Here is a 19,956-nt window from a genome sequence, read left to right as displayed (position 1 = left end):
TAACGCGTGATGTCCGTGTTCTCCTACCGCCGGAAGGCGGCGGCACCGGCGGCGGCGATCGCCACCGACAGGACCACGACGACCGTGAGAGTCCCCAGAGGGTTGCGGTGCCGCACCGGGGCGACCGCGCGCATGGCCGGCACGCGGTAGACCGGTGACCTCGACGGCGACGGGGTGGGCCGCGGCGTCGGGCGAGGGCGGGGCGACGGCACCGCGGCGGGCGGCCGGGGCGCGGCCGCCACCCGGTGCGGGGAGTGCCGTGGCGCCGGTGCGGGCTTCTCGGGTGCCCGTGACGGTGGCGGCGGCTCAGGCGAGGGCGCGGGCGGCGGCACGGGCGTCGGCGGCGTGCAGCCGGGCCCTCCGATGCCGACTTCGGCGTGCAGGCCGACGATCACGTCCACGTCGAGGCAGACACCGACCCGCAGGCCGGGTCCGTCCGGATCGTCCGCCTTGAGGGACACGCCCGCGGCTGCCCGCACCACCCCTCTGGCTTCCGGCCGTTCCGATCCCGCCGTCCGGGTCACCGTGCTGCCCGCCGTGCTGCCCGCCGCGCTGCCGGCCGTGCCCGCACTCTGCCGCTCGGCCCGAACCGGCGTGGGAGCAGCGGCGGTCAGCGTGGCGCAGGTCAGCGCGGCGCAGGCGGAGACGACCGCGACGACCGCGCGCGGGCCCGCCGTCCTGCCCATGTCAGCGGCCCTCGGGGATCCGCTGGAACTCGTGCAGGGCGCTCACGAACGCGTCGGGCTTGACCGCCAGGCCACCGCTGAACGGGTGGGAGATGTTCCAGGCGAGGTAGACGCCGACGCCGAGCAGGACCGCCATCGCCGTCACCGGCACGAGCGTGAGCCCCCGGGGCCGGGCCCCGGCCAGGAACGGGAAGACGATGACGAGGACGCCCGTGAGGACCGTCAGGAGCAGGACGCCGGGCGGCGGCTCGGTGCCCGCGTCGGCGGCGCGCTGCCGGCGGGCGGAGAACATGTCCGTCATCCGCTCCAGCACGGCGTCCCTGGCGTCGCGCGCCTCGTCGGTCGTGACCGGCAGTTCGGTCACGCGGGCGCGCAGCGCCTCCAGGCGCGCCGTCCCCTCGGTGCCGAGGCGTCCGGCCGCCATCTGCGGCCACTCGTCCTCGACGACGTACCGCGCGTACTCCCGCAGTCCCTCCCGCACCTGGGCGGCGTCGGGGGCGGGTAACGGCGCGGCGGCCCAGTAGGCCTCCACGAGCGCCTGGGTCTCCGAGTAGGTGTTCTGCCGCGCCGAGTCGGCCGAGGTCCACGGGACGACGATCGCGATGGCGAACACGAGCAGGAACAGCGAGGAGAGCATCGACCCGGCGTGCCCGGCGGACGTGCCGCCGGGATCGCGGTCGTCGGTGCCCCGGCCCAGCGCCCGGAACAGAAGGGCCGCCACGGCCACCAGTCCGACGGCCGCCGCGACGGTCAGTACGCCTATGAGCATGGCATCTCCACAGAAACTTTGCTGATTACATGTAGTGAGATGACTATCACAACAAGTAACCATTGACCAGCGAAAGCGACGGCGCGGCCTGCCCCGGTCGCCGGGGCGGGCCGTGGCAGGATCGGCGCGGAGGTGATCGCATGCGCGTGGTGATCGCGGGCGGGCACGGGAAGATCGCTCTTCGGCTGGCCCGCCTGCTCGGCGGGCGGGGTGACGCGCCGGTGGGGCTGATCCGCGATCCGGACCAGGTCGCGGACGTCGAAGCGGCCGGCGCCGAGGCGGTGGTGTGCGACCTGGAGCGGGCCACGCCCGAGGAGGTGGCCGAGACGCTGCTCGGCGCGGGCGCGGTGGTCTTCGCCGCCGGGGCGGGACCCGGCAGCGGCGCGGCACGCAAGTTCACCGTGGACCAGGGCGCCTCCGTACTGCTCGCCGAAGCGGCGGAACGAGCCGGAGTGTCCCGCTTCATCCAGATCTCGACCATGGGCGCGGGAGCGCCGCCCGCCCCGGGACGCGACGAGGTCTGGGCGGCCTACATCACGGCGAAGACCGCGGCGGAGGAGGATCTGCGCGCCCGGCCGCTCGACTGGACGATCCTGCGGCCGGGGCGGCTCACCGACGGGCCGGAGACGGGCCTGGTCACGCTGGCCGACCCGCCACTGCCTCCCGGCGAGGTGCCGCGTGACGACGTCGCCGCCGTGATCGCCGCGCTGCTCGACGCACCGCGGACACGGCACCGCGTCCTCGAACTCATCGGCGGAGGCGTGCCCGTCGCCGAGGCCGTACGCCTCGCGCTGATGCGGTGACGCATGGAGCGTTCCAGTCCGTTACTCATGCCTTCCCATAAGGCAAGAGGCGCTAAATACCCAATCGAGCACTAACTCATCTCATTACGGAAAAATCCCAAATTTGGGGTGTTCATGCACCTTGACGCCGTTTGCGCGGTGGCAAAGACTTCCCTCAACCTCGCGTGATCACTCCGGGCTGACCCCCCCTCCCCGGAAGGCACGCCAGACGGAGGAACTCGATGAGTAGCTCTCCCCGGAGGGCGCGTCGCTACGTCGCCGCGCTCGCACTCCCCCTGGCGATCACCCTGAACGCCCTCCCGGCGCTCGCCGATCCCTCTCCCGATCCGGTCCCGCCCGACCGCGCGTCCAGCACCGCGCAGAACGGCGTCGCGCTGATGCGCGTCGTCGTCGCCGACCAGTCGGGCGTGGACAGGCTGATCGCCCTGGGCGTCGACCTGGCCGAATACAGCAAGCCCGTCGACGGCGGCATCGAGGTGCACGCCGTGCTCAGTCCCGACGAGGCGCGCAGCCTGCGCGACCGGGGCTTCGACGTCCGCGACGCCATCTCCGACCAGAGCGACTACGCCGCGAACCTGGCCGAACGCCGGCAGGCCCTCGCCACCGCGTCGGCCGACGCGGCGGCGACCGACACGCTGACCCCGCTGCGCGCCGAGTGGTTCACCAGCCTCGACAACCAGCGTTTCCTGTCGGTGGAGGTGAAGACGAGCGCGACCGACGCCCAGACCGTGCTCACCGCCACCTGGGACAGCGGCCCCGGCACGGCCCCCGACTCCGGCGGCTCGACGACGATGTCCCGCTTCACCGACGCGGGGCAGTACATGTACCACCGGTTCAACTCGCCGCTGCCGATCACGGAGGCCCCCACCCAGGTCACGATCACCAGCAACCGGGGCGGCTCGATCACCGTGCCGGTGACCAAGTGGCTGGGCGAGCCGCGCAAGGCGCCGGGCAAGCACTACGTGCAGGACTTCATCGACCACTACATGGACCCCACCGAGGTCACCGGCCGGATGGTGTGGCTGTCCAAGCAGTTCCCGAAGATCTCGGAGATCGTCGACCTCCCGTACAAGACGAACGGCTACCGCCGCCAGGCGCAGGCGCAGTTCGGCACGGGCTCGGGGAACGCGCTGGCGAGCACGTTCTACGTGACGTCCAAGGCGTACGGCAGCGAGGGCGGCAACGACGTCAGCGTCGCACTGGTGAGCCCCGGGACCGCCTCGGCCCCGCTTTCCGTCGCCGTCAACGGCAAGGACGTCGTGGTCAACCTGGCCACGGACGCCTCCGGCGCGGTCACCAGCACGGCCGCTCAGGTCGTGGACGCCGTCAACGGCAACGCGGCGGCGTCGGCGCTGCTGACCGCCAGCCTCTACCGGACCGGCAACGGCTCCGGTGTGGTGGCCGCGGCTCCGGCGACGAAGCTGACCGACAACCTGAAGGCTCCGGCGAGCGTCTCGCGTCAGCCGTTCCAGATGAAGGCGCTGCGCATCGGCAAGAGCCGGGACGGCTCGAAGACCGGGGTGTTCCTCTACTGCCAGGAGCACGCCCGCGAGTGGGTGACCCCGCTCACCTGTGTGGAGACCGCCGAGCGGCTGCTGCGCAACTACGCGCTCGACGCGGACACCAAGAAACTGGTGAACAACCTCGACATCTTCATCGTGCCGACGATCAACCCCGACGGCGCCCACTACTCGATGTACGACTACAACATGCAGCGCAGGAACATGGTCAACCACTGCGCCGCCGACGGATCGGACCCGGGGCGGCGCAACTCCTGGGGCGTCGACCTCAACCGCAACTTCTCGGTGGGCAGCGTCTACGACGGATACAACGGCGGCTCGACCACCTGCACCAGCGACACCTACGCCGGGCCCGCGGAGCTGTCGGAGCCGGAGACGCGCAACGAGGTGTGGCTCACGGAGAAGTTCCCGAACATCAAGTTCGCGATGAACACCCACTCCTACGGCGGCTACTTCATGTGGCCTCCGGGAGCGTACAAGACCGCCGGGCGGGAGGCGCTGCCGCGCCCGGACCTGGGCACGGAGGAGTACTTCTGGAACGCCTCCAACCACATCCTGTCCGCCGTCCAGGGCTGGCGCGGCACGGCCATCTGGCCGGGGCGCACCGGCCCGGTGATCGACGTGCTCTACTCGGCGGCCGGCAACAGCGCCGACGAGTTCTGGTACAACAAGGGCATCATCGGCTGGGACTTCGAGGTCGGCGCCGACGTCTACGACCCGGCGACCAACAGGTACACCGCGGTCGGCTTCCAGCCTCCGTTCGAGGAGGGCCACGAGGAGGCGATGGAGTTCTCCAACGGCCAGATCGGCATCCTCGAGGTCGCCCAGACGTACCAGAAGGACAAGCAGAAGCCCGAGTCGAAGCTCGTGGTGACCGACAGGGCCGACGGCTCGGCGACGTTCACCTTCACGGTGGACGAGCCGGCGAACGTCTACTACACCCTCGACGGCAGCCGGCCGACACTGAGCTCGCCCAAGCTGACCTCTTCGGGCATGCGTGAGGGCGCCGCGAAGATCTCGATCGACAAGACCACCGAGGTGCACTGGTTCGCCATGGACCTCGCGGGCAACGTCGAGAAGAACTACAAGCCGGACGGCAACGGCAAGAACTACAACACGGAGACCGTCACGGTCGACAAGGCTCCGGTGGTCGCGCTGACCGTGACCGCCTCGTCCCGCTGCATCGGCACCTCGGCGTACGTCGCGGTCACGGCCGTCAACGGCTCAGACGCATTGGCGACGGTGACGCTGACGACCCCGTACGGCAACAAGACCGTGGCCGACGTGGCTCCGGGCACGCAGGCCTACCAGTCCTTCAACACCCGGGCCGGGCAGGTCGACGCGGGCACGGTGACCGTCACCGGCACCGCGACGATCGACGGCAAGCAGGTCACCACGTCCTACGACGCGGCCTACACCGCGCTCAGCTGCCGCTGAGCCGCTGATTCCGCGGTGATCCCGGTCCCCACGACGAGGACCGCCGCGACAGCACGACCCGGGGCCGGCCGGCCGATGAGCCGGCCGGCCCCGCCCCCATTTATGGAGGCGCCGTCCTTCACGACCGTCTTGGTCGCATTCACCGCCCCGTCCGGCGCCGACGGTTCGGCGCCGAACCCGCCCGGTTCAGGACGAGGTGACACAGGGTTAGGTAATCCTGACGTAGCGGATTGTTGACCGGGCGGTCAATCAGGCACACCGTCGGGTGATAGGTCACCTCTCCCCCGTACGGAGGCACGGATGGATCTCACGAGATCGTTGTCCGACATCGTCGCCCTCGTCGCCGGGCTGGTCGCGGTACTCGCGCCGTTCTTCTGGGCCGACGCCCAGGCCGCCGCGCAACCGCTGCTCATCCTCGGCGCCCTGCTCGTCGTCTCCGCCCTGTGGTCCGTCCTGGGCGCGGGCGGCGCCAGTTCCTGGGTGACCGCCGCGTTCGGCGCCCTGCTGGTCGTCTCCCCCTGGGCGTTCGGCTTCGACGGCGATGCCACCTCGGCGTGGACCGCCTGGATCACCGGCGCCGTCACCGTCGTCGTCGGCCTGCTCACCGTCCTGCAGGTGCGCGGCCGCACGACCGTCACCACCTGACCCACCGATCCCAGCCCCGGCCGGACCCCGGTCCGGCCCGATGCCCCGCTCTCCTCGTACGGCCCCGTCGCCCGTCGCCCTTCCCGCGACCGGCGGCGGGGCCGTACGTCTTCGCGCAGGTCCTCACCTGGTAAGGAACAGCCGGGAGCCAGAGTCGCGCTTATCACCCATCAAGGGATATGTCGCCCCTTGACTTTGGCGCGATCTCCACTCAATCTGTTGCGCATAGCGCTTCCTGTTCCACTTTACGAAACTGGGACCTCCGCAATGATTCCTGCGTGCCCCCTCGCCGCCCTGCCCCGGGGCGAGGCCCTTCGAATCGAGACAGATCCCCCGATCGCCGTCTTCCACACCGAGGACGGTGAACTGTACGCGGTGGACGACACCTGTACGCACCAGGACGCCTCGCTCGCGGACGGGTGGCTGGAAGGGTGCGAGGTGGAGTGCCCCCTGCACGCGTCGCGCTTCGACCTGCGCACGGGCCGGGTGGACGCTCCTCCCGCGAAGCTGCCGGTGCGCACCCACCAGGTGGTGGTGCGGGACGAGACCGTCTACGTCGTGCCGTCGGACCTGCCGCCCAACCTCCCGCCCGGCGTCCGTACCGGGTCGGCCGCAGACGCGTGAGGGTGCCGTGAATTCCGTCGCTATCGTCGGCGCGTCGCTCGCGGGGCTGTCGGCGGCCCGCGCGCTGCGCGCGCAGGGCTTCGGCGGGCGCCTGACGATCGTCGGGGCCGAACCCCACCGCCCCTACGACCGGCCCCCGCTGTCCAAGGAGTTCCTCGCGGGCCAGCTGACGACGGCGGACCTCGCTCTGGAAGGCGACGGCGAGGACCTCGACGCCGAATGGCGCCTGGGCGTCGCCGCCACCGGACTGCGGCAGGGCGAGCCGCTGCGGATCACGCTCGCCGACGGATCCGCCGTCGAGGCCGACGGCGTGGTGATCGCCACCGGCGCGGTCGCCCGCACCCTCGGAGGCGACCTCGCCGGAGTGCACACGCTGCGCACGGTCGAGGACGCGGCGGCCCTGCGGGCCGACCTCGACGGCGCGCGGCGGCTCGTGGTGATCGGGGCGGGCTTCATCGGCGCCGAGGTCGCCTGCGTCGCCCGCACCCTCGGGCTCGACGTGACGATCGTCGAGGCGGCGCCCGCGCCGTTCGCCCGCGCGCTCGGGCCCGAGATGGGCGCCGCGCTCGCCGGGCTGCACGAGGACCACGGAGTGCGCCTGATCTGCGGCGCCGCCGTACGGGCCCTGAGCGGCCAGGGCCGCGTCGACGGCGTGCTGCTGGAGGACGGCCGCCGCCTGGACGCCGACGTGGTGCTCGCCGGGATCGGCGCGCGGCCGGCGGTGGAGTGGCTCGACGGCAGCGGGGTGAAGGTCGGCGACGGCGTCGTCTGCGACGCGGGCGGCGCGACGAGCGTGCCGGGAGTCGTCGCGGTCGGCGACTGCGCCGCCTGGTTCGACCCCGCTCTCGGCGCCCACCTGCGCGTGGAGCACTGGACCGGCGCGGCACGGCGTCCCGCGACGGCCGCTGCGACGCTGCTGTCCGGCGGCGCCGCCGTGCCCGACGCCCTCGCGCCGCCCTACCTGTGGTCCGACCAGTACGGCCTGCGCGTGCAGTTCGCCGGGCACACGCTGCCGGGAGACGAGGTGAGCGTGGAGGAGGGCGACCTCGCGTCCCGCCGGTTCCTGGCCGTCTACCGGCGGGAGGGCCGCACGGTCGCGGTGCTCGGCGTCGACCAGCCCCGCTCGTTCACCCGGTGGCGCCGCCGCGTGAACGAGCCCGCCGTGGCGCGATGAGCGCCGTCACCCCGCGTGGCCGAGACGGTGACTGATGTCGCCGGCGCCCGCCACGAGCACGGGCGCGAGCTCCCGCATGCGCTCCTCGCTGAACCGGTAGGCCGGGCCGGAGGCGCTGACCGCGGCCACCACCTCGCCCTCGTGGGAGCGGATGGGCGCGGCGATGGCGTTCAGCCCGATCTCGTACTCCTCCACGGTGACCGCGTAACCCCGCCGCACCGCCTCGTCGAGCTGCCGCCGCAACTCGGCGGCGTCGGTCACCGTGGCGGGCGTGAAGCGCTCCAGCCCGGCGGCGGCGATGAGCCGCTCGCGGTGCCGCTCGTCGAGGTGGGCGAGCAGGATCTTGCCGCTCGACGTGGCGTGCAGGGGGGTGGGCTGGCCGACCCAGTTGTGCGCGGTCACGGCCGCCGGCCCGCGCACCTGGTCGAGGTTGATCGCGTAGTGGGACCGCGCGACGGCGATGTTGACGGTCTCGCCGATCTCCTCGGCGAGCCGCCGGCACACCGGCCGGCTCTGCTGGACGAGATCGAGCCGGGCGGCCACCCCGGCGGCGAGACGGACGACGCCGAAGCCGAGGCGATACTTGCCGCGGTCCTCCGCCTGCTCCGCCAGGCCGCGCGCCTCCAGGGCGCCGAGCAGCCGGAACGCGGTGGACTTGTGGACGCCGATCTCCGCGGCGACCTCGCTCACGCCGGCCTCGCCGCGCTGGGAGAGGATCTCCAGGATCGTCACGGCACGGTCCACCGACTGGACGCCGCCGCTCCCCTCGGACCGCGCGGCGGCCTCGTCGGTCCCCGCGGGCTCGGGGTCCGGCCCATGACGTTGCGAATGCTGCACTCTATTGCGCATATCAATATCATCCTGCCCGGGAGGCGGACATGTATGACTTTGTCATCGTCGGTGGTGGATCAGCGGGAAGCGCGCTCGCGAACCGGCTGTCGGCCGACCCCTCCAACCGCGTCCTCGTACTGGAGGCGGGCCGTCCCGACTACCTGTGGGACGTGTTCATCCACATGCCCGCCGCGCTGATGTTCCCCATCGGCAGCCGGTTCTACGACTGGAAGTACGAGTCCGAGCCCGAGCCGCACATGAACGGCCGGCGGATCTACCACGCCCGGGGGAAGGTGCTCGGCGGGTCGAGCAGCATCAACGGCATGATCTTCCAGCGCGGCAACCCGCTGGACTACGAGCGCTGGGGCGCCGACCCGGGCATGGAGACCTGGGACTTCGCGCACTGCCTGCCGTACTTCAAGCGGATGGAGAACTGCCTGGCGGCCGACGACGCCGACCCCATGCGCGGCCACGACGGGCCGCTGGTGCTGGAGCGCGGGCCGGCCAGGAACCCGCTGTTCAAGGCGTTCTTCGAGGCCGTGCAGCAGGCGGGCTACCCGCTGACCGACGACGTGAACGGCTACCGCCAGGAGGGGTTCGCGCCGTTCGACCGCAACGTGCGGCGCGGGCGCCGCCTGTCGGCCGCCCGGGCCTACCTCCACCCGGTGATGAAGCGGCCGAACCTCACGGTGAAGACCGGGGCGTTCGTCACGAAGATCCTGTTCGAGGGCAAGCGCGCGGTCGGCGTCGAGTTCGACGGCAAGCGGGTGCGAGCCGGGGAGGTCATCCTCTGCGGCGGCGCGATCAACTCCCCGCAGCTCCTGCAGTTGTCCGGCGTGGGCGACGCCGACCATCTGAAGGCGCACGGCGTCGACGTGGTCCACGACCTGCCCGGCGTCGGCCAGAACCTCCAGGACCACCTGGAGGTCTACATCCAGTACGCCTGCAAGCAGCCGGTCTCGATGCAGCCCGCGATGAAGTGGATCAACCGGCCGATGGTCGGCGCGCAGTGGCTGTTCCTGCGCAAGGGGCCCGGCGCGACCAACCACTTCGAGGCCGGCGGCTTCGTCCGCGGCAACGAGGACGTCGACTACCCCAACCTGATGTTCCACTTCCTGCCCGTCGCCGTGCGCTACGACGGCAGCTCGCCCGCCGGAGGCCACGGCTACCAGGTGCACATCGGGCCGATGTACTCCGACGCCCGCGGCTCAGTGAGGATCAAGAGCGCCGACCCCCGGGTCAAGCCGGCGCTGCGGTTCAACTACCTGTCCACCGAGCAGGACCGCCGCGAGTGGGTCGAGGCCGTACGGGTGGCCCGCGACATCCTCAACCAGTCCGCACTGGACGGGTTCAACGGCGGCGAGCTGTCCCCCGGCCGGGAGGTCGAGACGGACGAGCAGATCCTCGACTGGGTGGCCAGGGACGGCGAGACCGCCCTGCACCCCTCCTGCACGGCCAAGATGGGCGTGGACGAGATGTCCGTGGTCGACCCGCTGACCATGGGGGTGCACGGCCTGGAGGGCCTGCGCGTCGTCGACGCCTCGGTCATGCCGTACGTCACCAACGGCAACATCTACGCGCCGGTGATGATGGTCGCGGAGAAGGCCGCCGACCTGATCCTCGGGAACACTCCCCTGGCCCCCGAGCCGGTGGAGTTCTACCGGCACCGTAAGGACGCGTGAGATGAAGGACCTGTACATCGGCGGGCAGTGGCGCGACGCCGCCGAGGGCGGCCGGCGGGAGATCCGCTGCCCGGCCGACGAGGAGCACGTGGCCACCGTGGCGGAGGCCGGCCGCGCCGACACGGAGGCGGCGATCGCGGCGGCCCGGCGGGCCTTCGACGAGGGCCCGTGGCCGCGCACGCCCGAGCGCGAGCGCGGCGCGCTGCTGCTGCGGGTGGCCGGTCTGCTGGAGCGGGACAAGGCCGAGATCGCACGGGCTGAGTCGCTGGACACCGGCAAACGCCTCGTGGAGAGCGAGTACGACGTCGACGACGTGATCGCGTGCTTCCGCTACTTCGGCGGGATCGCGGGCACCGACGCCGGTCGGGTGGTCGACACCGGCCGCGCCGACGCGGTCAGCCGGGTGGTCTACGAACCGGTCGGCGTGTGCGGGCTCATCACGCCGTGGAACTACCCGTTGTTGCAGACCTCGTGGAAGGTGGCCCCCGCGCTGGCGGCCGGGAACACCTTCGTGCTCAAGCCGAGCGAGCTGACCCCGTCCACGGCGATCCTGCTCATGCGGCTGCTGGAGGAGGCGGGGCTGCCGCCGGGCGTCGGCAACCTGGTGCTCGGGGCCGGCGCGGAGGCGGGGGCGCCGCTCGCCGAGCACCCGGACGTCGACATGGTGTCGTTCACCGGCGGGCTGTCGACCGGGCGGTGGATCATGGCGACGGCCGCGCGGACGGTCAAGCGCGTCGCCCTGGAGCTGGGCGGCAAGAACCCCAACATCGTGTTCGCCGACGCCGACTTCGACACCGCGGTCGACTTCGCGCTGACGGCAGTCTTCCTGCACTCGGGCCAGGTCTGCTCGGCCGGCGCCCGGCTGCTGGTGGAGGACTCCGTCCACGACGCGTTCGTGGACGAGGTCGTACGGCGGGCCGAGCGCATCAGGCTGGGCGGGCCGTTCGACCCCGAAGCCGAGGCCGGGCCGCTCGTCTCCGCCGGGCACCTGGCCAAGGTGGAGGCGTACGTCGAGGCGGGCGTCGCCGAGGGAGCCAAGCTGCGCTGCGGCGGCCGGCGGGTGGAGGGGAAGGGCTACTTCTACCGGCCGACCGTGCTGGACGAGTGCCACCGCGGCATGCGGGTGGTCCGCGAGGAGTCGTTCGGCCCGGTGCTGACGGTGGAGCGGTTCTCCGGTGAGGACGAGGCCGTCACGCTGGGCAACGACACCGACTACGGCCTCGCCGGGGCGGTGTGGACGGCGGACGCGGGCAGGGCGCAGCGGGTGGCCGCCCGGCTGCGGCACGGCACGGTGTGGATCAACGACTACCACCCCTACCTGCCGCAGGCGGAGTGGGGCGGGTTCAAGCAGTCCGGCGTCGGGCGGGAGCTCGGCCCGACCGGCCTGAACGAGTACCGCGAGATCAAGCACATCTGGCAGAACACCGACCCCCGTCCCCAGCACTGGTTCCGTCCCTGAATCAGTCGTCCCGCCCGTGCGCGGCGAGGAACTCCGCGATGCGCGCGTCCATCTCGGGCGGCGCCGCGAGGGGCAGGGTGTGGTGTGTGGCCCCGGGCAGCAGGGCCGTCTCCAGCCGGGGCAGCAGCGCCGCGGCGGAGGCGGCCACCCGGCCGGCGTCGTGCGACCGGCTGCGCTCGGCCGGCAGGAGCAGCACCGGGAGCCGCAGCGCCCGCAGCGCCTCCGGGGCGGGACGCGGCCCGGTCAGGGGGCGGGCGGCGGGGAAATCGGCGGCGTGGTCGTAGAGGCGGAGCCACGTCTCGTCCAGGGCCGCGCCCCGGGTCTCCCATTCGAGGAACGCGCGGCGTCGCCGTACGGTCGGGCGAAGCAGCATCGGCAGGGCCCGCAGCAGGTAGCGAAGGGAGAAGCCGGTGAAGCAGTTGGTGGGGTCGACCAGCACCAGCGCCCGCACCCGGCCGGGGGCGTGCGCCGCGTAGTGCAGTGCGCTCCACGCTCCGTAGGAATGGCCGCACAGAGACACTGCCGGGGACACCGCCGACGTCCCGAGCCCGTCGAGCACGGCGTCGAGCCAGGCCGTCATGTCGTCGACCGTACGGATCGCGCGCTCGCCCACGACGCTGCGGCCCGCCTCGCCCACGGTGTCGACCGCATGCACCCGATATGCACCGCCGAGCGCCGTCGCCGTGGCGAACCAGACGGTCGAGGTGGTCCCGCCGCCGTGCAGGAGGACCACCGGCGGCGCGTCCGCGGGCCCGACGGAGTTGACGTGGGTCGTGCCGTAGGGCGTGCGGATCGCGGCCGGCTCCGTGGAGGCGGGCCAGCGCGCCGCCAGGACGGCGTCGTAGGCCGCGAGAAATCCGTCGTCAGTGCTCTCCATGACCACCTCCGTGACACCAAAGTAGCTCGCTGAGCGATAGTCTCGTTGAGCGAGATAATAGGAGGTTCCATGGCGACGCGCGGGCACGAGGGCCCGGAGGTGGAGATCTTCCATCTGCTCCGGGCGGTCGCGGTGGAGTACGGCCTGCGCCAGGCCGACTTCGCGGCCGAACACGGCATGCACGTCACCGACGTGCGGGCGCTCATCTGCCTGCTGGACGCGGAGCGGGCCGGGACCGGCGCCACCGCCGGTTTCCTCGGCGCGGGCCTGGGCCTGAACTCGGCCGGCACCACCGCCGTGATCGACCGCCTCGAACGGCTCGGCCTGGTCAGCCGGGTCCGCGACGTCAGGGACCGGCGCCGGGTCCTGCTGAAGGTCGAGGAGCGCGCCAAGGAACTGGGATGGAGCCACTTCGGCCCGCTCATCGACGGGGCGGTCGCGGTCCTGTCCGGTTTCGACGAACGGCAGACGGCCGCCGTGCGGCTCTTCCTCCGGACGACGCTGGACGCGTTGACGGCGCAGGGCCGATGAGCCGATGCGGGGGGGCATGCTGGAGGGCATGCAGGTGCCCGCGCGCTTCTCGCCCGAGCTGTGGATCTTCCTCGCGCCGCGCAACCGGCGGCCCGAGGTGCTCCTGCCGTACGACGGGACGTCCTCGCTCGGCCACCTGATCGAGTCGGCCGGCGTTCCGCTGACCGAGATCGGCGAACCGGCCGCAGGGGGCCGCCCGGTCGGCCCGTCATACCGGCCGGGTCCGGACGAGACGGTGGAGGTGCCGGCCGTGCGCAGGCCGCAGGCCGTGCCGGACTGCCGGTTCGTGCTCGACGTCCACCTCGGCACGCTGGCACGGCGGCTTCGCCTGGTCGGCCTGGACACGGCGTACCGCAACGACATGGACGACGACGCCCTCATCGAGCAGGCCGGCGCCGAGGGCCGGGTGCTGCTCACCCAGGACCGGGGCATCCTGCGGCGGCGGTCGCTGCGGTGCGGCGCGTACGTGCGAGGGGCCCGGCCGGACGACCAGTTGTTCGACGTGCTCGACCGTTTCCGGCCGCCGCTGGCCCCGTGGACCCGCTGCACGGCCTGCAACGGGCGGCTCGCGCCGGTCGTCAAGGCCGAGGTGGAGGCCTCGCTGGAGCCCGGCACGCGGCGCAGCTACGACGAGTTCGCCCGCTGCCTCGCCTGCGGCCGGATCTACTGGCGCGGCGCCCACAGCGGCAGCCTGGCGGCCGTCGTCGACCGTGCCCTCCACGCCGTCTCGGGAGTCTGAGGCGAGCCGGGAATGTCCGGCGGCCGCGGGTGGTTCCAGAGCACAGCAGTTGAAATTTCAATTAGGAGGGGTCATGCCCGCCGTCACCGCCGACACCCTGACGCTGCCACGCGTCGCCATACCGGACCCGGCCGCCGCCGGACCGCGCCCCGTCCGGTCGGTCACGACCGCCCCCAGCGGCTTCGAGGGCGAGGGCTTCCCCGTACGGCGCGCCTTCGCCGGAGTGCCGCAGTCCCTGCTGGACCCGTTCATCCACATGGACCAGATGGGCGAGGTCGAATACGCCCCGGGCGAGCCGAAGGGCACCCCGTGGCACCCGCACCGCGGCTTCGAGACCGTCACCTACATCATCGACGGCGTCTTCGAGCACCAGGACTCCAACGGGGGCGGCGGCACCATCACCAACGGCGACACCCAGTGGATGACCGCCGGGTCCGGCCTGCTGCACATCGAGAAGCCCCCGGAGCATCTGGTGGTCTCGGGCGGGCTCTTCCACGGCATCCAGCTGTGGGTCAACCTTCCTCGCGCGCACAAGTTCCACCTGCCGCGCTACCAGGACATCCGGGGGCGGGAGGCGGCGCTGCTCGCCTCGGCCGACGGCGGCGCGCTGCTGCGGGTGATCGCCGGGGAACTGGACGGGCACGCCGGCCCGGGCGTCACGTTCACCCCGATCACGATGGTGCACGCCACCGTCAGCCCGGGCGCCCGGCTGGACCTGCCGTGGAACCCGAACTTCAACGCCCTCGCCTACGTGCTGGCCGGTCAGGGCACCGTGGGCGCCGACCGGCGGCCGGTGCGCAGGGGGCAACTCGCCCTCTTCGGCCCCGGCGGGTCGCTGACCCTCGCGGCGGACACCGCCCAGCCCCAGGCCGAGCCCGACCTGGAGGTGCTGCTGCTCGGCGGACAGCCGATCCGTGAGCCGGTCGTGCACTACGGCCCGTTCGTGATGAACACCCGCGCCGAGATCATCCAGGCCATGGAGGACTACCAGGCGGGGCGCCTCGGCGTCATCCCCGCCGAGCGGGTCCCCCACACCTGAAGCTTGAGTCTCCCGTAGGAGGAGACGCGAAGGTGGGGGCATGGACGGCGGCACGCTCTACTCGATCGGGGAACTGGCCCGGCGGACCGGACTGACGGTCAAGGCCGTGCGGTTCTACTCCGACTGCGGGATCGTGCCGCCCACCGGCCGCAGCCCGGCCGGCTATCGCCTCTACGACATCGGCGCCCTCGCCCGCCTCGACCTCGTACGCACGCTGCGCGACCTGGGCCTCGGCCTGCCCACGATCCGGAAGGTCGTGGACGGGGAGCTCTCCCTGGCCCAGGTCGCGGCGGCGCACGCCGAGGCGCTTGCGGTGCAGAATCCGGGTGCTGCGCCTGCGGCGCGCGGTGGCGACGGCGGTGGCACGGCGCGGCTCCACCCCCGAGGAGATGGATCTCATGCACAGACTGGCCAGGCTTTCCGAGGACGAGCGACGCCGACTGACCGGCGACTTCCTCGATTCCGTCTTCGGCGGGCTGGACGCCGACCTGGCGGGAATCAGGCGCACGATGACCCCCGAACTGCCGGACGACCCGGAGGACGAGCAGATCGAGGCCTGGATCGAGCTGGCCGAGCTGGTCCGCGACCCGGAGTTCTGTGCGCTCATGCGGCGCCTCGCGGAGCAGCACCTGGCCGACCACGCCCACGCGGACGGCCCGCGCCCGGACGCCGTCGCGATCGTCCGCGACCAGGTCGCCCCCGCACTGGCCGCGGACCTCGGCAGCGCCTCACCGCAGGCCGACGCGATCATCGCCACCGTCACCGCGCGGTACGCCGCCCTCGTCGGCCGGCCGGACGACACCGCCCTTCGACGCCGGCTGCTCGCCTTGGTGGATACCGCCCGCGACCCGCGCCGCCATACGTACCTCCGGCTGCTCGCCGTGGTCAACGGCTGGCCGCCCCCCGGCGATCCGGCCCCCGCCCTCACCTGGTTCGCCGGCGCCCTGCGCACACGGACACCCGGCTGACGCGGTACGGCTGAGCAGCGACGGCCGAGCCGCGGGGACAGCTCATGATGCCGCCGGTCTGCGGACTGGGACGATACGGAGCCACTGAGGTGGATGATGTGGCTCCGCCCGCGCGCCCCGGTTCCTTCTGCAAAGATCACTCCGACATGTCCCCGTGTGCTCCGGAGTGCCCGCCGTGACCGATGGCCGCTCAGCCCCCACTGAGGTGTTCGCCCACTACCGGGAACTGCTGCGCGAAGAGCCATGGCTGGAGACCGCCGTCTGCTGGACGGTCGTCGTCCCGCACGACCACCGGCCGTTCTCCGTCGCCGACATCGGGGCCCGGGTGAGCGGCGGAAGCCCGCACGACGTGCACGAGGCCGCCCCGCTGGAGGCGCTCCCCTACTACGACGGGGTCCACCCGATGTCGGCGGCGCCCGCGGGCCCGGCTGTGACGCTGTTCGAGAACAACGGCTTCCTGGGCAGCCTGCCCGAGGTCCTGCGCCGGCTCAGTCGTGACGGCCGGGTGTGCGGCGTCTACTGGAACGTGGAGGGGAACAACCGGCTCAGTTACGCGGCCGACGGACGGGTGCTGGTCTCCCTCGACGCGATGTTCAGCGAGGAATGGGACGACGACATCTTCGCGGTCCTGGAGCCGGAGCTGCGCGCCATGACCGAAATGCTGACCGAGGACGAGGGCGACTGGCAGGCCGCCGCGATGACCGTGGTCGAGTCGGTGACCGGGGTGCGGCTCACCGCGGAATGGCTCGCCGAAGCGTATCCCTACATCACCTTCCAGTGGCCCGTGGCGTCGTAGCCGCCCTCACCCGAGGAACTCGCCGAATACCGGATCGACCCAGAGGTGAAGCCGAGGGCCGCGGTGCGGGCGGACGACATGTCGTCCGAGCGGAACCCGGCGTCCGCGCGGCTACGCCCCGTCCTCGGCGTCGATCGGGCGGCCGAACGTGACCGCGTCGCGTACGGCAGCGGGCACGGTGGAGCGAAGAGGCGCGTCGGGGCGCAGCCCGAGCGCGTCGTTGACCGTCGAGAACGCCATGCGAAGAGCCACGAACGCGGTGATCGTGAAGATCTGCGGATCGCTGAATCCCGCGTCGCGCAACTCCTGCACGTCCGCCGCGGTGGTGCCGTTGGGGTCGCGGGCCACCTTACGGGCCCACGCGGCCATGGCCCGCTCGCTGCCGCTCAGGCCGTCGTCGACGCCCTTCAGCACGCCGGCGGCGGTCTCCGCGTCGCTCGCCTGGGCCAGCCTGGTGCCCCACATGAGCGAGCAGTAGGAGTCGCCGAACGCCGACGCGCACGCGGTGACGAGGACGGAACGCTGACGCAGGCTGAGGTGATCCCCGGCGTTCACCTGCCGCAGCAGATCGAACAGCCCGGTCATCGTCGCCGGCTGATAGGCCCACAGGCGTGAGGTGCTCATCACGTAACCCACCTCGGCGATGTCCTCGTCGAAGATCTGCCGGGCCTCGTCGCTGACGTCGGGGACACCGAGAAAACCGATCCTGTCCATGGTCTCTTCTCCACCGCTCGCTGGGCATTCCCGCGCCACCAGCGTCGCCGCTCGCCGCCGCCGGCGCATCCGTGTTTCGCACGGATCCTCCTACGGACGCGGTCTCCGTACCGATGGGGAAGGACAATGCACCCATGAGGCACCATGAGGCCGGCCTGCCCGATCGGCTGGCTCGCGCCGGCGTCACCCGGCGCGAGGCCGAGGTTCTCTGGGCGGTCGCCGAGCGGCTGCGCAACCGCGAGATCGCCGAGCGGCTCCACGTCTCGGTCCGCACGGTGGAGAGCCACATCGCCGCCCTGCTGCGTAAGCTCGGGGCCCCGGACCGGGCGGCACTGGCCGGGACGGCCGTACGGCTGAGACGTGCCGGCTCCGCTCTTCCCTCGCCCCTGACCAGCCTCGTCGGCCGGGACCGCGAGACGAGCGAACTCGTCGCGCTGCTCGGCTCCCACCGCCTGGTCACGCTCGTCGGCCCGGGCGGCGTGGGCAAGACCCGCCTCGCGCTGCGTGTGGCCGCGGCCCTCGCCGGCCGGTTCCCCGGCGGCGTCCGGCTCGCCGATCTCGCTCCGGTGGAGCCGGAGTCGGTCGGCGGCACCTTCGCGCGGGCGCTGGGCGTGGTGCCGGAGCCGGACTGGCCGTTACGCGACATCCTGCGGGAGGTCGCCGCGGAGACGGGCTGCCTGCTGCTCGCGGACAACTGTGAGCACGTCGTCGCGGAGGCCGCCGAGACCGTGGCCGACCTGCTCGGCGCCGGCGGGCCGCTGCGGGTGCTCGCCACCAGCCGCGAACCGCTCGGCATCCCCGGCGAGGTCGCCTACCAGGTGCGGACGCTGGACCTCCCCGCCCCGCACGCGCCCGAGCGCGCCGAAAGCATCGCGGCCTACGACGCCGTACGCCTGTTCGTCGACCGGGCGACGGCCGCGTCGCCCGGCTTCACCCTCGACGACGCCGTCGCCCCGGCCGTCGCGGCGCTGTGCCGGCGCCTCGACGGGCTGCCGCTGGCCATCGAACTGGCGGCGTCCCGGCTGCGCGCCTTCGGGCCGGTCGAGCTCGTGGAGCACCTCGACCGGCGCTTCGAACTGCTGTCCGCCGGAGCCCGTACCGCCCCGCCTCGGCACCGCGCCCTGCGCAGCACCATCGACTGGAGCTACCGGCTGCTGGACGACGACGAGCGAGCCATGTTCGAGCGGCTCGGCGTGTTCCCCGCCGACTTCGACCTGACGGCCATCGCGTCGACGTGCGCGGATCTCGGTGACGACGCTGTGATGACGCTGCTGCCCAGGCTGGTGGACAAGTCGCTCGTCTCCCCTCTCGGGCACGGCACCCGGCGCTACCGGCTGCTCGAGACGATCCGGGCCTACGCCGCCCTGCGGCTGGCGGGCTCCGGCGGCGAGGCGGCCGCCAGGCGCCGCCACGCCGCCCACTACCTCGCCCTCGCCGAAGAGGCGGCCGAGCGGCTCCGCACCTCCGGCCAGCGCGACTGGCTCGACCGCTTGACGGCGGAGCAGCCGAATCTGCGTGCCGCGCTGGCCCACAGCACCGGCACCGGCGACGTCGAGTCCGCCTGGCGGATGATCGCGGCGCTGCAGCGGTTCTGGGATGTCACCGGGCGGCGCCGCGAAGCGCACCAGTGGATCCGGCGGGCGCTGGCCGTCGCCGACCCGCCCGCGACGCCCGCCGTCGTCGCCGGGCTCACCGAGGCCAGCGCGATCCTGGATTCCCGGGACTCCCGGGCCGCGTTCGACCTGGCCCGAAAGGCGGCGAGACTGGCGGCCGGCCTCGACGGTCTCACCCGCGCCAGGGCGGCGCGCGCGGTCGGGATGACCGCGACCTGGGTCCGGCCGGAGCTGGCCGCCCCGGCGCTGGAGGAGGCGCTGGCCGGGTTCGGCGACGAGCACCCGTGGGACAGCGCGCTGACGATGCAGGGGCTCACGACCGGCGCCGGCGACCTGTCCCGGGCGCTTCGGTGGGGACGGGACGGCGTCGCGTTGTTCCGCGCGGCCGGCGATCACATGTACGCGGCCAACACCCTGTTCATCATGGCGCAACGGTCGATGTTCGCCGGTGTCGCCGACGACGAGGTGCACGGGTGGCTCACCGAGAGCCGCGCCCTGGCCGAGGCCGCCGGCAGCGAGGCGGACCTGGCGCACGCGACGGTCGGCTTCGGGCAGCTGGCGTGGCTGCGGGGCGACCACGAGCACGCCGCCGAGCTCATGAGCGAGTGCCTGCCCACCCTGCGCCGGCTCGGCGACCGCCGCTGCACCGGCCGGGCGCTGTACATCCTCGGTGAGCGGGCGTACGAGAGGCAGGAGCCGGCCCGCGCCGAGGAGCTGTTGCGCGCCGGTGTCGAGGCCGTCGCGCTCGCGGGTCAGTCGTCCGTGCTCGTGTCGGCGCTGGAAGCCCTGGCGGCCGTGTACGCCGCGCGGCACCGCCCTCGAAGCGCGGCCGTGCTTCTCGGCACCGCGTACGGCGTGCGCGAGGCGGCCGGGGCGCACATGCGGCCCGTCCGGCCGCCCGGCCGGGAGCTGCGCGACGCCCTCGTACGGGCCCTGGGCGCCGAGTCCTTCGACAGCGCCCACGGCCAGGGCGAGCGACTGACGCCCGCCGAGGCGCTGCGGCTCGTACCGTCCGGCGAACCCGGCTGAACCAAGCCGTGGGCGGGCCC

Annotated in this window: 18 protein-coding genes and 1 pseudogene; 14 read left to right on the top strand and 5 right to left on the bottom strand. The window is 72.7% G+C overall.

All coding sequences use genetic code 11. The features are described 5' to 3' along the window. Positions 1 to 23: 23 nt before the first annotated feature. Positions 24 to 686 carry a hypothetical protein gene (locus HHX30_RS32315; protein ID WP_169986765.1) on the bottom strand — a complete coding sequence of 221 codons (663 nt, stop codon included), beginning with the start codon at positions 684 to 686 and terminating at the stop codon, positions 24 to 26. 1 nt (position 687) lies between these two features. After that, positions 688 to 1,455, bottom strand: a complete 768-nt coding sequence (locus HHX30_RS32310) for a DUF4239 domain-containing protein (RefSeq protein ID WP_169986763.1) — start codon at positions 1,453 to 1,455, stop codon at positions 688 to 690. 140 nt (positions 1,456 to 1,595) lie between these two features. Here HHX30_RS32310 and HHX30_RS32305 point away from each other — a divergent pair, with 140 nt between their 5' ends. The 5 genes from HHX30_RS32305 to HHX30_RS32285 all read left to right on the top strand — a co-directional run bounded on the left by HHX30_RS32305 (position 1,596) and on the right by HHX30_RS32285 (position 7,658). Continuing rightward, positions 1,596 to 2,258, top strand: coding sequence for an SDR family oxidoreductase (locus HHX30_RS32305; protein ID WP_169986762.1), 663 nt, complete (start codon positions 1,596 to 1,598; stop codon positions 2,256 to 2,258). A gap of 221 nt (positions 2,259 to 2,479) precedes the next feature. After that, on the top strand, positions 2,480 to 5,215 hold the full coding sequence (locus HHX30_RS32300) for a M14 family metallopeptidase (protein ID WP_169986760.1): 2,736 nt from the start codon (positions 2,480 to 2,482) through the stop codon (positions 5,213 to 5,215). 300 nt (positions 5,216 to 5,515) lie between these two features. Continuing rightward, positions 5,516 to 5,860 (top strand): SPW repeat protein, encoded by a 345-nt coding sequence (locus HHX30_RS32295; protein WP_169986759.1) that lies wholly within the window; start codon positions 5,516 to 5,518, stop codon positions 5,858 to 5,860. 267 nt (positions 5,861 to 6,127) lie between these two features. Continuing rightward, on the top strand, positions 6,128 to 6,484 hold the full coding sequence (locus tag HHX30_RS32290) for a bifunctional 3-phenylpropionate/cinnamic acid dioxygenase ferredoxin subunit (protein ID WP_169986757.1): 357 nt from the start codon (positions 6,128 to 6,130) through the stop codon (positions 6,482 to 6,484). Between the two features lie 7 nt (positions 6,485 to 6,491). Then, positions 6,492 to 7,658: an NAD(P)/FAD-dependent oxidoreductase gene (locus HHX30_RS32285; protein WP_169986755.1), complete on the top strand. Its 1,167-nt coding sequence runs from the start codon at positions 6,492 to 6,494 to the stop codon at positions 7,656 to 7,658. Between the two features lie 6 nt (positions 7,659 to 7,664). Here HHX30_RS32285 and HHX30_RS32280 read toward each other — a convergent pair whose 3' ends face one another. Next, the gene (locus HHX30_RS32280; protein WP_169986754.1) at positions 7,665 to 8,507 is read right to left on the bottom strand and encodes an IclR family transcriptional regulator; all 843 of its coding nucleotides are present in this window, start codon (positions 8,505 to 8,507) and stop codon (positions 7,665 to 7,667) included. Positions 8,508 to 8,536: 29 nt separating this feature from the next. Here HHX30_RS32280 and betA point away from each other — a divergent pair, with 29 nt between their 5' ends. Next, positions 8,537 to 10,171 carry a choline dehydrogenase gene (betA, locus tag HHX30_RS32275; protein ID WP_169986752.1) on the top strand — a complete coding sequence of 545 codons (1,635 nt, stop codon included), beginning with the start codon at positions 8,537 to 8,539 and terminating at the stop codon, positions 10,169 to 10,171. Between the two features lies 1 nt (position 10,172). After that, positions 10,173 to 11,630 carry an aldehyde dehydrogenase family protein gene (locus tag HHX30_RS32270; protein ID WP_169986751.1) on the top strand — a complete coding sequence of 486 codons (1,458 nt, stop codon included), beginning with the start codon at positions 10,173 to 10,175 and terminating at the stop codon, positions 11,628 to 11,630. A 1-nt stretch (position 11,631) separates the two neighbouring features. On the opposite strand, the gene HHX30_RS32265 is transcribed toward HHX30_RS32270, so the two are convergent. Next, positions 11,632 to 12,507 carry an alpha/beta fold hydrolase gene (locus HHX30_RS32265; protein WP_169986749.1) on the bottom strand — a complete coding sequence of 292 codons (876 nt, stop codon included), beginning with the start codon at positions 12,505 to 12,507 and terminating at the stop codon, positions 11,632 to 11,634. A 69-nt stretch (positions 12,508 to 12,576) separates the two neighbouring features. Here HHX30_RS32265 and HHX30_RS32260 point away from each other — a divergent pair, with 69 nt between their 5' ends. The 6 genes and pseudogenes from HHX30_RS32260 (at position 12,577) to HHX30_RS32240 (ending at position 16,580) form a co-directional block, all read left to right on the top strand. Next, positions 12,577 to 13,038 carry a MarR family transcriptional regulator gene (locus HHX30_RS32260; protein WP_169986748.1) on the top strand — a complete coding sequence of 154 codons (462 nt, stop codon included), beginning with the start codon at positions 12,577 to 12,579 and terminating at the stop codon, positions 13,036 to 13,038. 4 nt (positions 13,039 to 13,042) lie between these two features. Then, positions 13,043 to 13,777 (top strand): Mut7-C ubiquitin/RNAse domain-containing protein, encoded by a 735-nt coding sequence (locus HHX30_RS32255; protein WP_249350681.1) that lies wholly within the window; start codon positions 13,043 to 13,045, stop codon positions 13,775 to 13,777. Between the two features lie 73 nt (positions 13,778 to 13,850). After that, the gene (locus tag HHX30_RS32250) at positions 13,851 to 14,816 is read left to right on the top strand and encodes a pirin family protein (RefSeq protein ID WP_169986746.1); all 966 of its coding nucleotides are present in this window, start codon (positions 13,851 to 13,853) and stop codon (positions 14,814 to 14,816) included. Between the two features lie 40 nt (positions 14,817 to 14,856). After that, a pseudogene (locus HHX30_RS42125) lies at positions 14,857 to 15,018 on the top strand (MerR family DNA-binding transcriptional regulator); the annotation flags it as partial. A 106-nt stretch (positions 15,019 to 15,124) separates the two neighbouring features. Beyond that, positions 15,125 to 15,784, top strand: a complete 660-nt coding sequence (locus HHX30_RS32245) for a hypothetical protein (RefSeq protein WP_249350680.1) — start codon at positions 15,125 to 15,127, stop codon at positions 15,782 to 15,784. A 175-nt stretch (positions 15,785 to 15,959) separates the two neighbouring features. Continuing rightward, a complete protein-coding gene (locus tag HHX30_RS32240) occupies positions 15,960 to 16,580 on the top strand; it encodes a DUF6461 domain-containing protein (RefSeq protein WP_169986744.1) in 621 nt (206 codons plus the stop codon). Between the two features lie 111 nt (positions 16,581 to 16,691). Here the strand turns inward: HHX30_RS32240 and HHX30_RS32235 are convergent, their stop codons facing one another. Beyond that, positions 16,692 to 17,294, bottom strand: coding sequence for a carboxymuconolactone decarboxylase family protein (locus tag HHX30_RS32235; RefSeq protein ID WP_169986742.1), 603 nt, complete (start codon positions 17,292 to 17,294; stop codon positions 16,692 to 16,694). A 134-nt stretch (positions 17,295 to 17,428) separates the two neighbouring features. Here HHX30_RS32235 and HHX30_RS32230 point away from each other — a divergent pair, with 134 nt between their 5' ends. After that, positions 17,429 to 19,936 (top strand): LuxR C-terminal-related transcriptional regulator, encoded by a 2,508-nt coding sequence (locus tag HHX30_RS32230; protein ID WP_169986740.1) that lies wholly within the window; start codon positions 17,429 to 17,431, stop codon positions 19,934 to 19,936. Positions 19,937 to 19,956 lie beyond the last annotated feature (20 nt).

This window comes from Microbispora sp. H10836, assembly GCF_012999525.1.
Lineage (GTDB): Bacteria > Actinomycetota > Actinomycetes > Streptosporangiales > Streptosporangiaceae > Microbispora.
The sequence above is the reverse complement of the archived record's forward strand: the minus strand, read 5'-3'. Positions and strand labels throughout refer to the sequence as shown.

Coding starts and splice junctions, on each gene's coding strand:
- HHX30_RS32315 (WP_169986765.1), bottom strand. CDS start 686: ATGGGCAGGACGGCGGGCCCGCGCGCGGTCGTCGCGGTCGTCTCCGCC.
- HHX30_RS32310 (WP_169986763.1), bottom strand. CDS start 1,455: ATGCTCATAGGCGTACTGACCGTCGCGGCGGCCGTCGGACTGGTGGCC.
- HHX30_RS32305 (WP_169986762.1), top strand. CDS start 1,596: ATGCGCGTGGTGATCGCGGGCGGGCACGGGAAGATCGCTCTTCGGCTG.
- HHX30_RS32300 (WP_169986760.1), top strand. CDS start 2,480: ATGAGTAGCTCTCCCCGGAGGGCGCGTCGCTACGTCGCCGCGCTCGCA.
- HHX30_RS32295 (WP_169986759.1), top strand. CDS start 5,516: ATGGATCTCACGAGATCGTTGTCCGACATCGTCGCCCTCGTCGCCGGG.
- HHX30_RS32290 (WP_169986757.1), top strand. CDS start 6,128: ATGATTCCTGCGTGCCCCCTCGCCGCCCTGCCCCGGGGCGAGGCCCTT.
- HHX30_RS32280 (WP_169986754.1), bottom strand. CDS start 8,507: ATGCGCAATAGAGTGCAGCATTCGCAACGTCATGGGCCGGACCCCGAG.
- betA (WP_169986752.1), top strand. CDS start 8,537: ATGTATGACTTTGTCATCGTCGGTGGTGGATCAGCGGGAAGCGCGCTC.
- HHX30_RS32270 (WP_169986751.1), top strand. CDS start 10,173: ATGAAGGACCTGTACATCGGCGGGCAGTGGCGCGACGCCGCCGAGGGC.
- HHX30_RS32265 (WP_169986749.1), bottom strand. CDS start 12,507: ATGGAGAGCACTGACGACGGATTTCTCGCGGCCTACGACGCCGTCCTG.
- HHX30_RS32260 (WP_169986748.1), top strand. CDS start 12,577: ATGGCGACGCGCGGGCACGAGGGCCCGGAGGTGGAGATCTTCCATCTG.
- HHX30_RS32255 (WP_249350681.1), top strand. CDS start 13,043: ATGCGGGGGGGCATGCTGGAGGGCATGCAGGTGCCCGCGCGCTTCTCG.
- HHX30_RS32250 (WP_169986746.1), top strand. CDS start 13,851: ATGCCCGCCGTCACCGCCGACACCCTGACGCTGCCACGCGTCGCCATA.
- HHX30_RS32235 (WP_169986742.1), bottom strand. CDS start 17,294: ATGGACAGGATCGGTTTTCTCGGTGTCCCCGACGTCAGCGACGAGGCC.
- HHX30_RS32230 (WP_169986740.1), top strand. CDS start 17,429: ATGAGGCACCATGAGGCCGGCCTGCCCGATCGGCTGGCTCGCGCCGGC.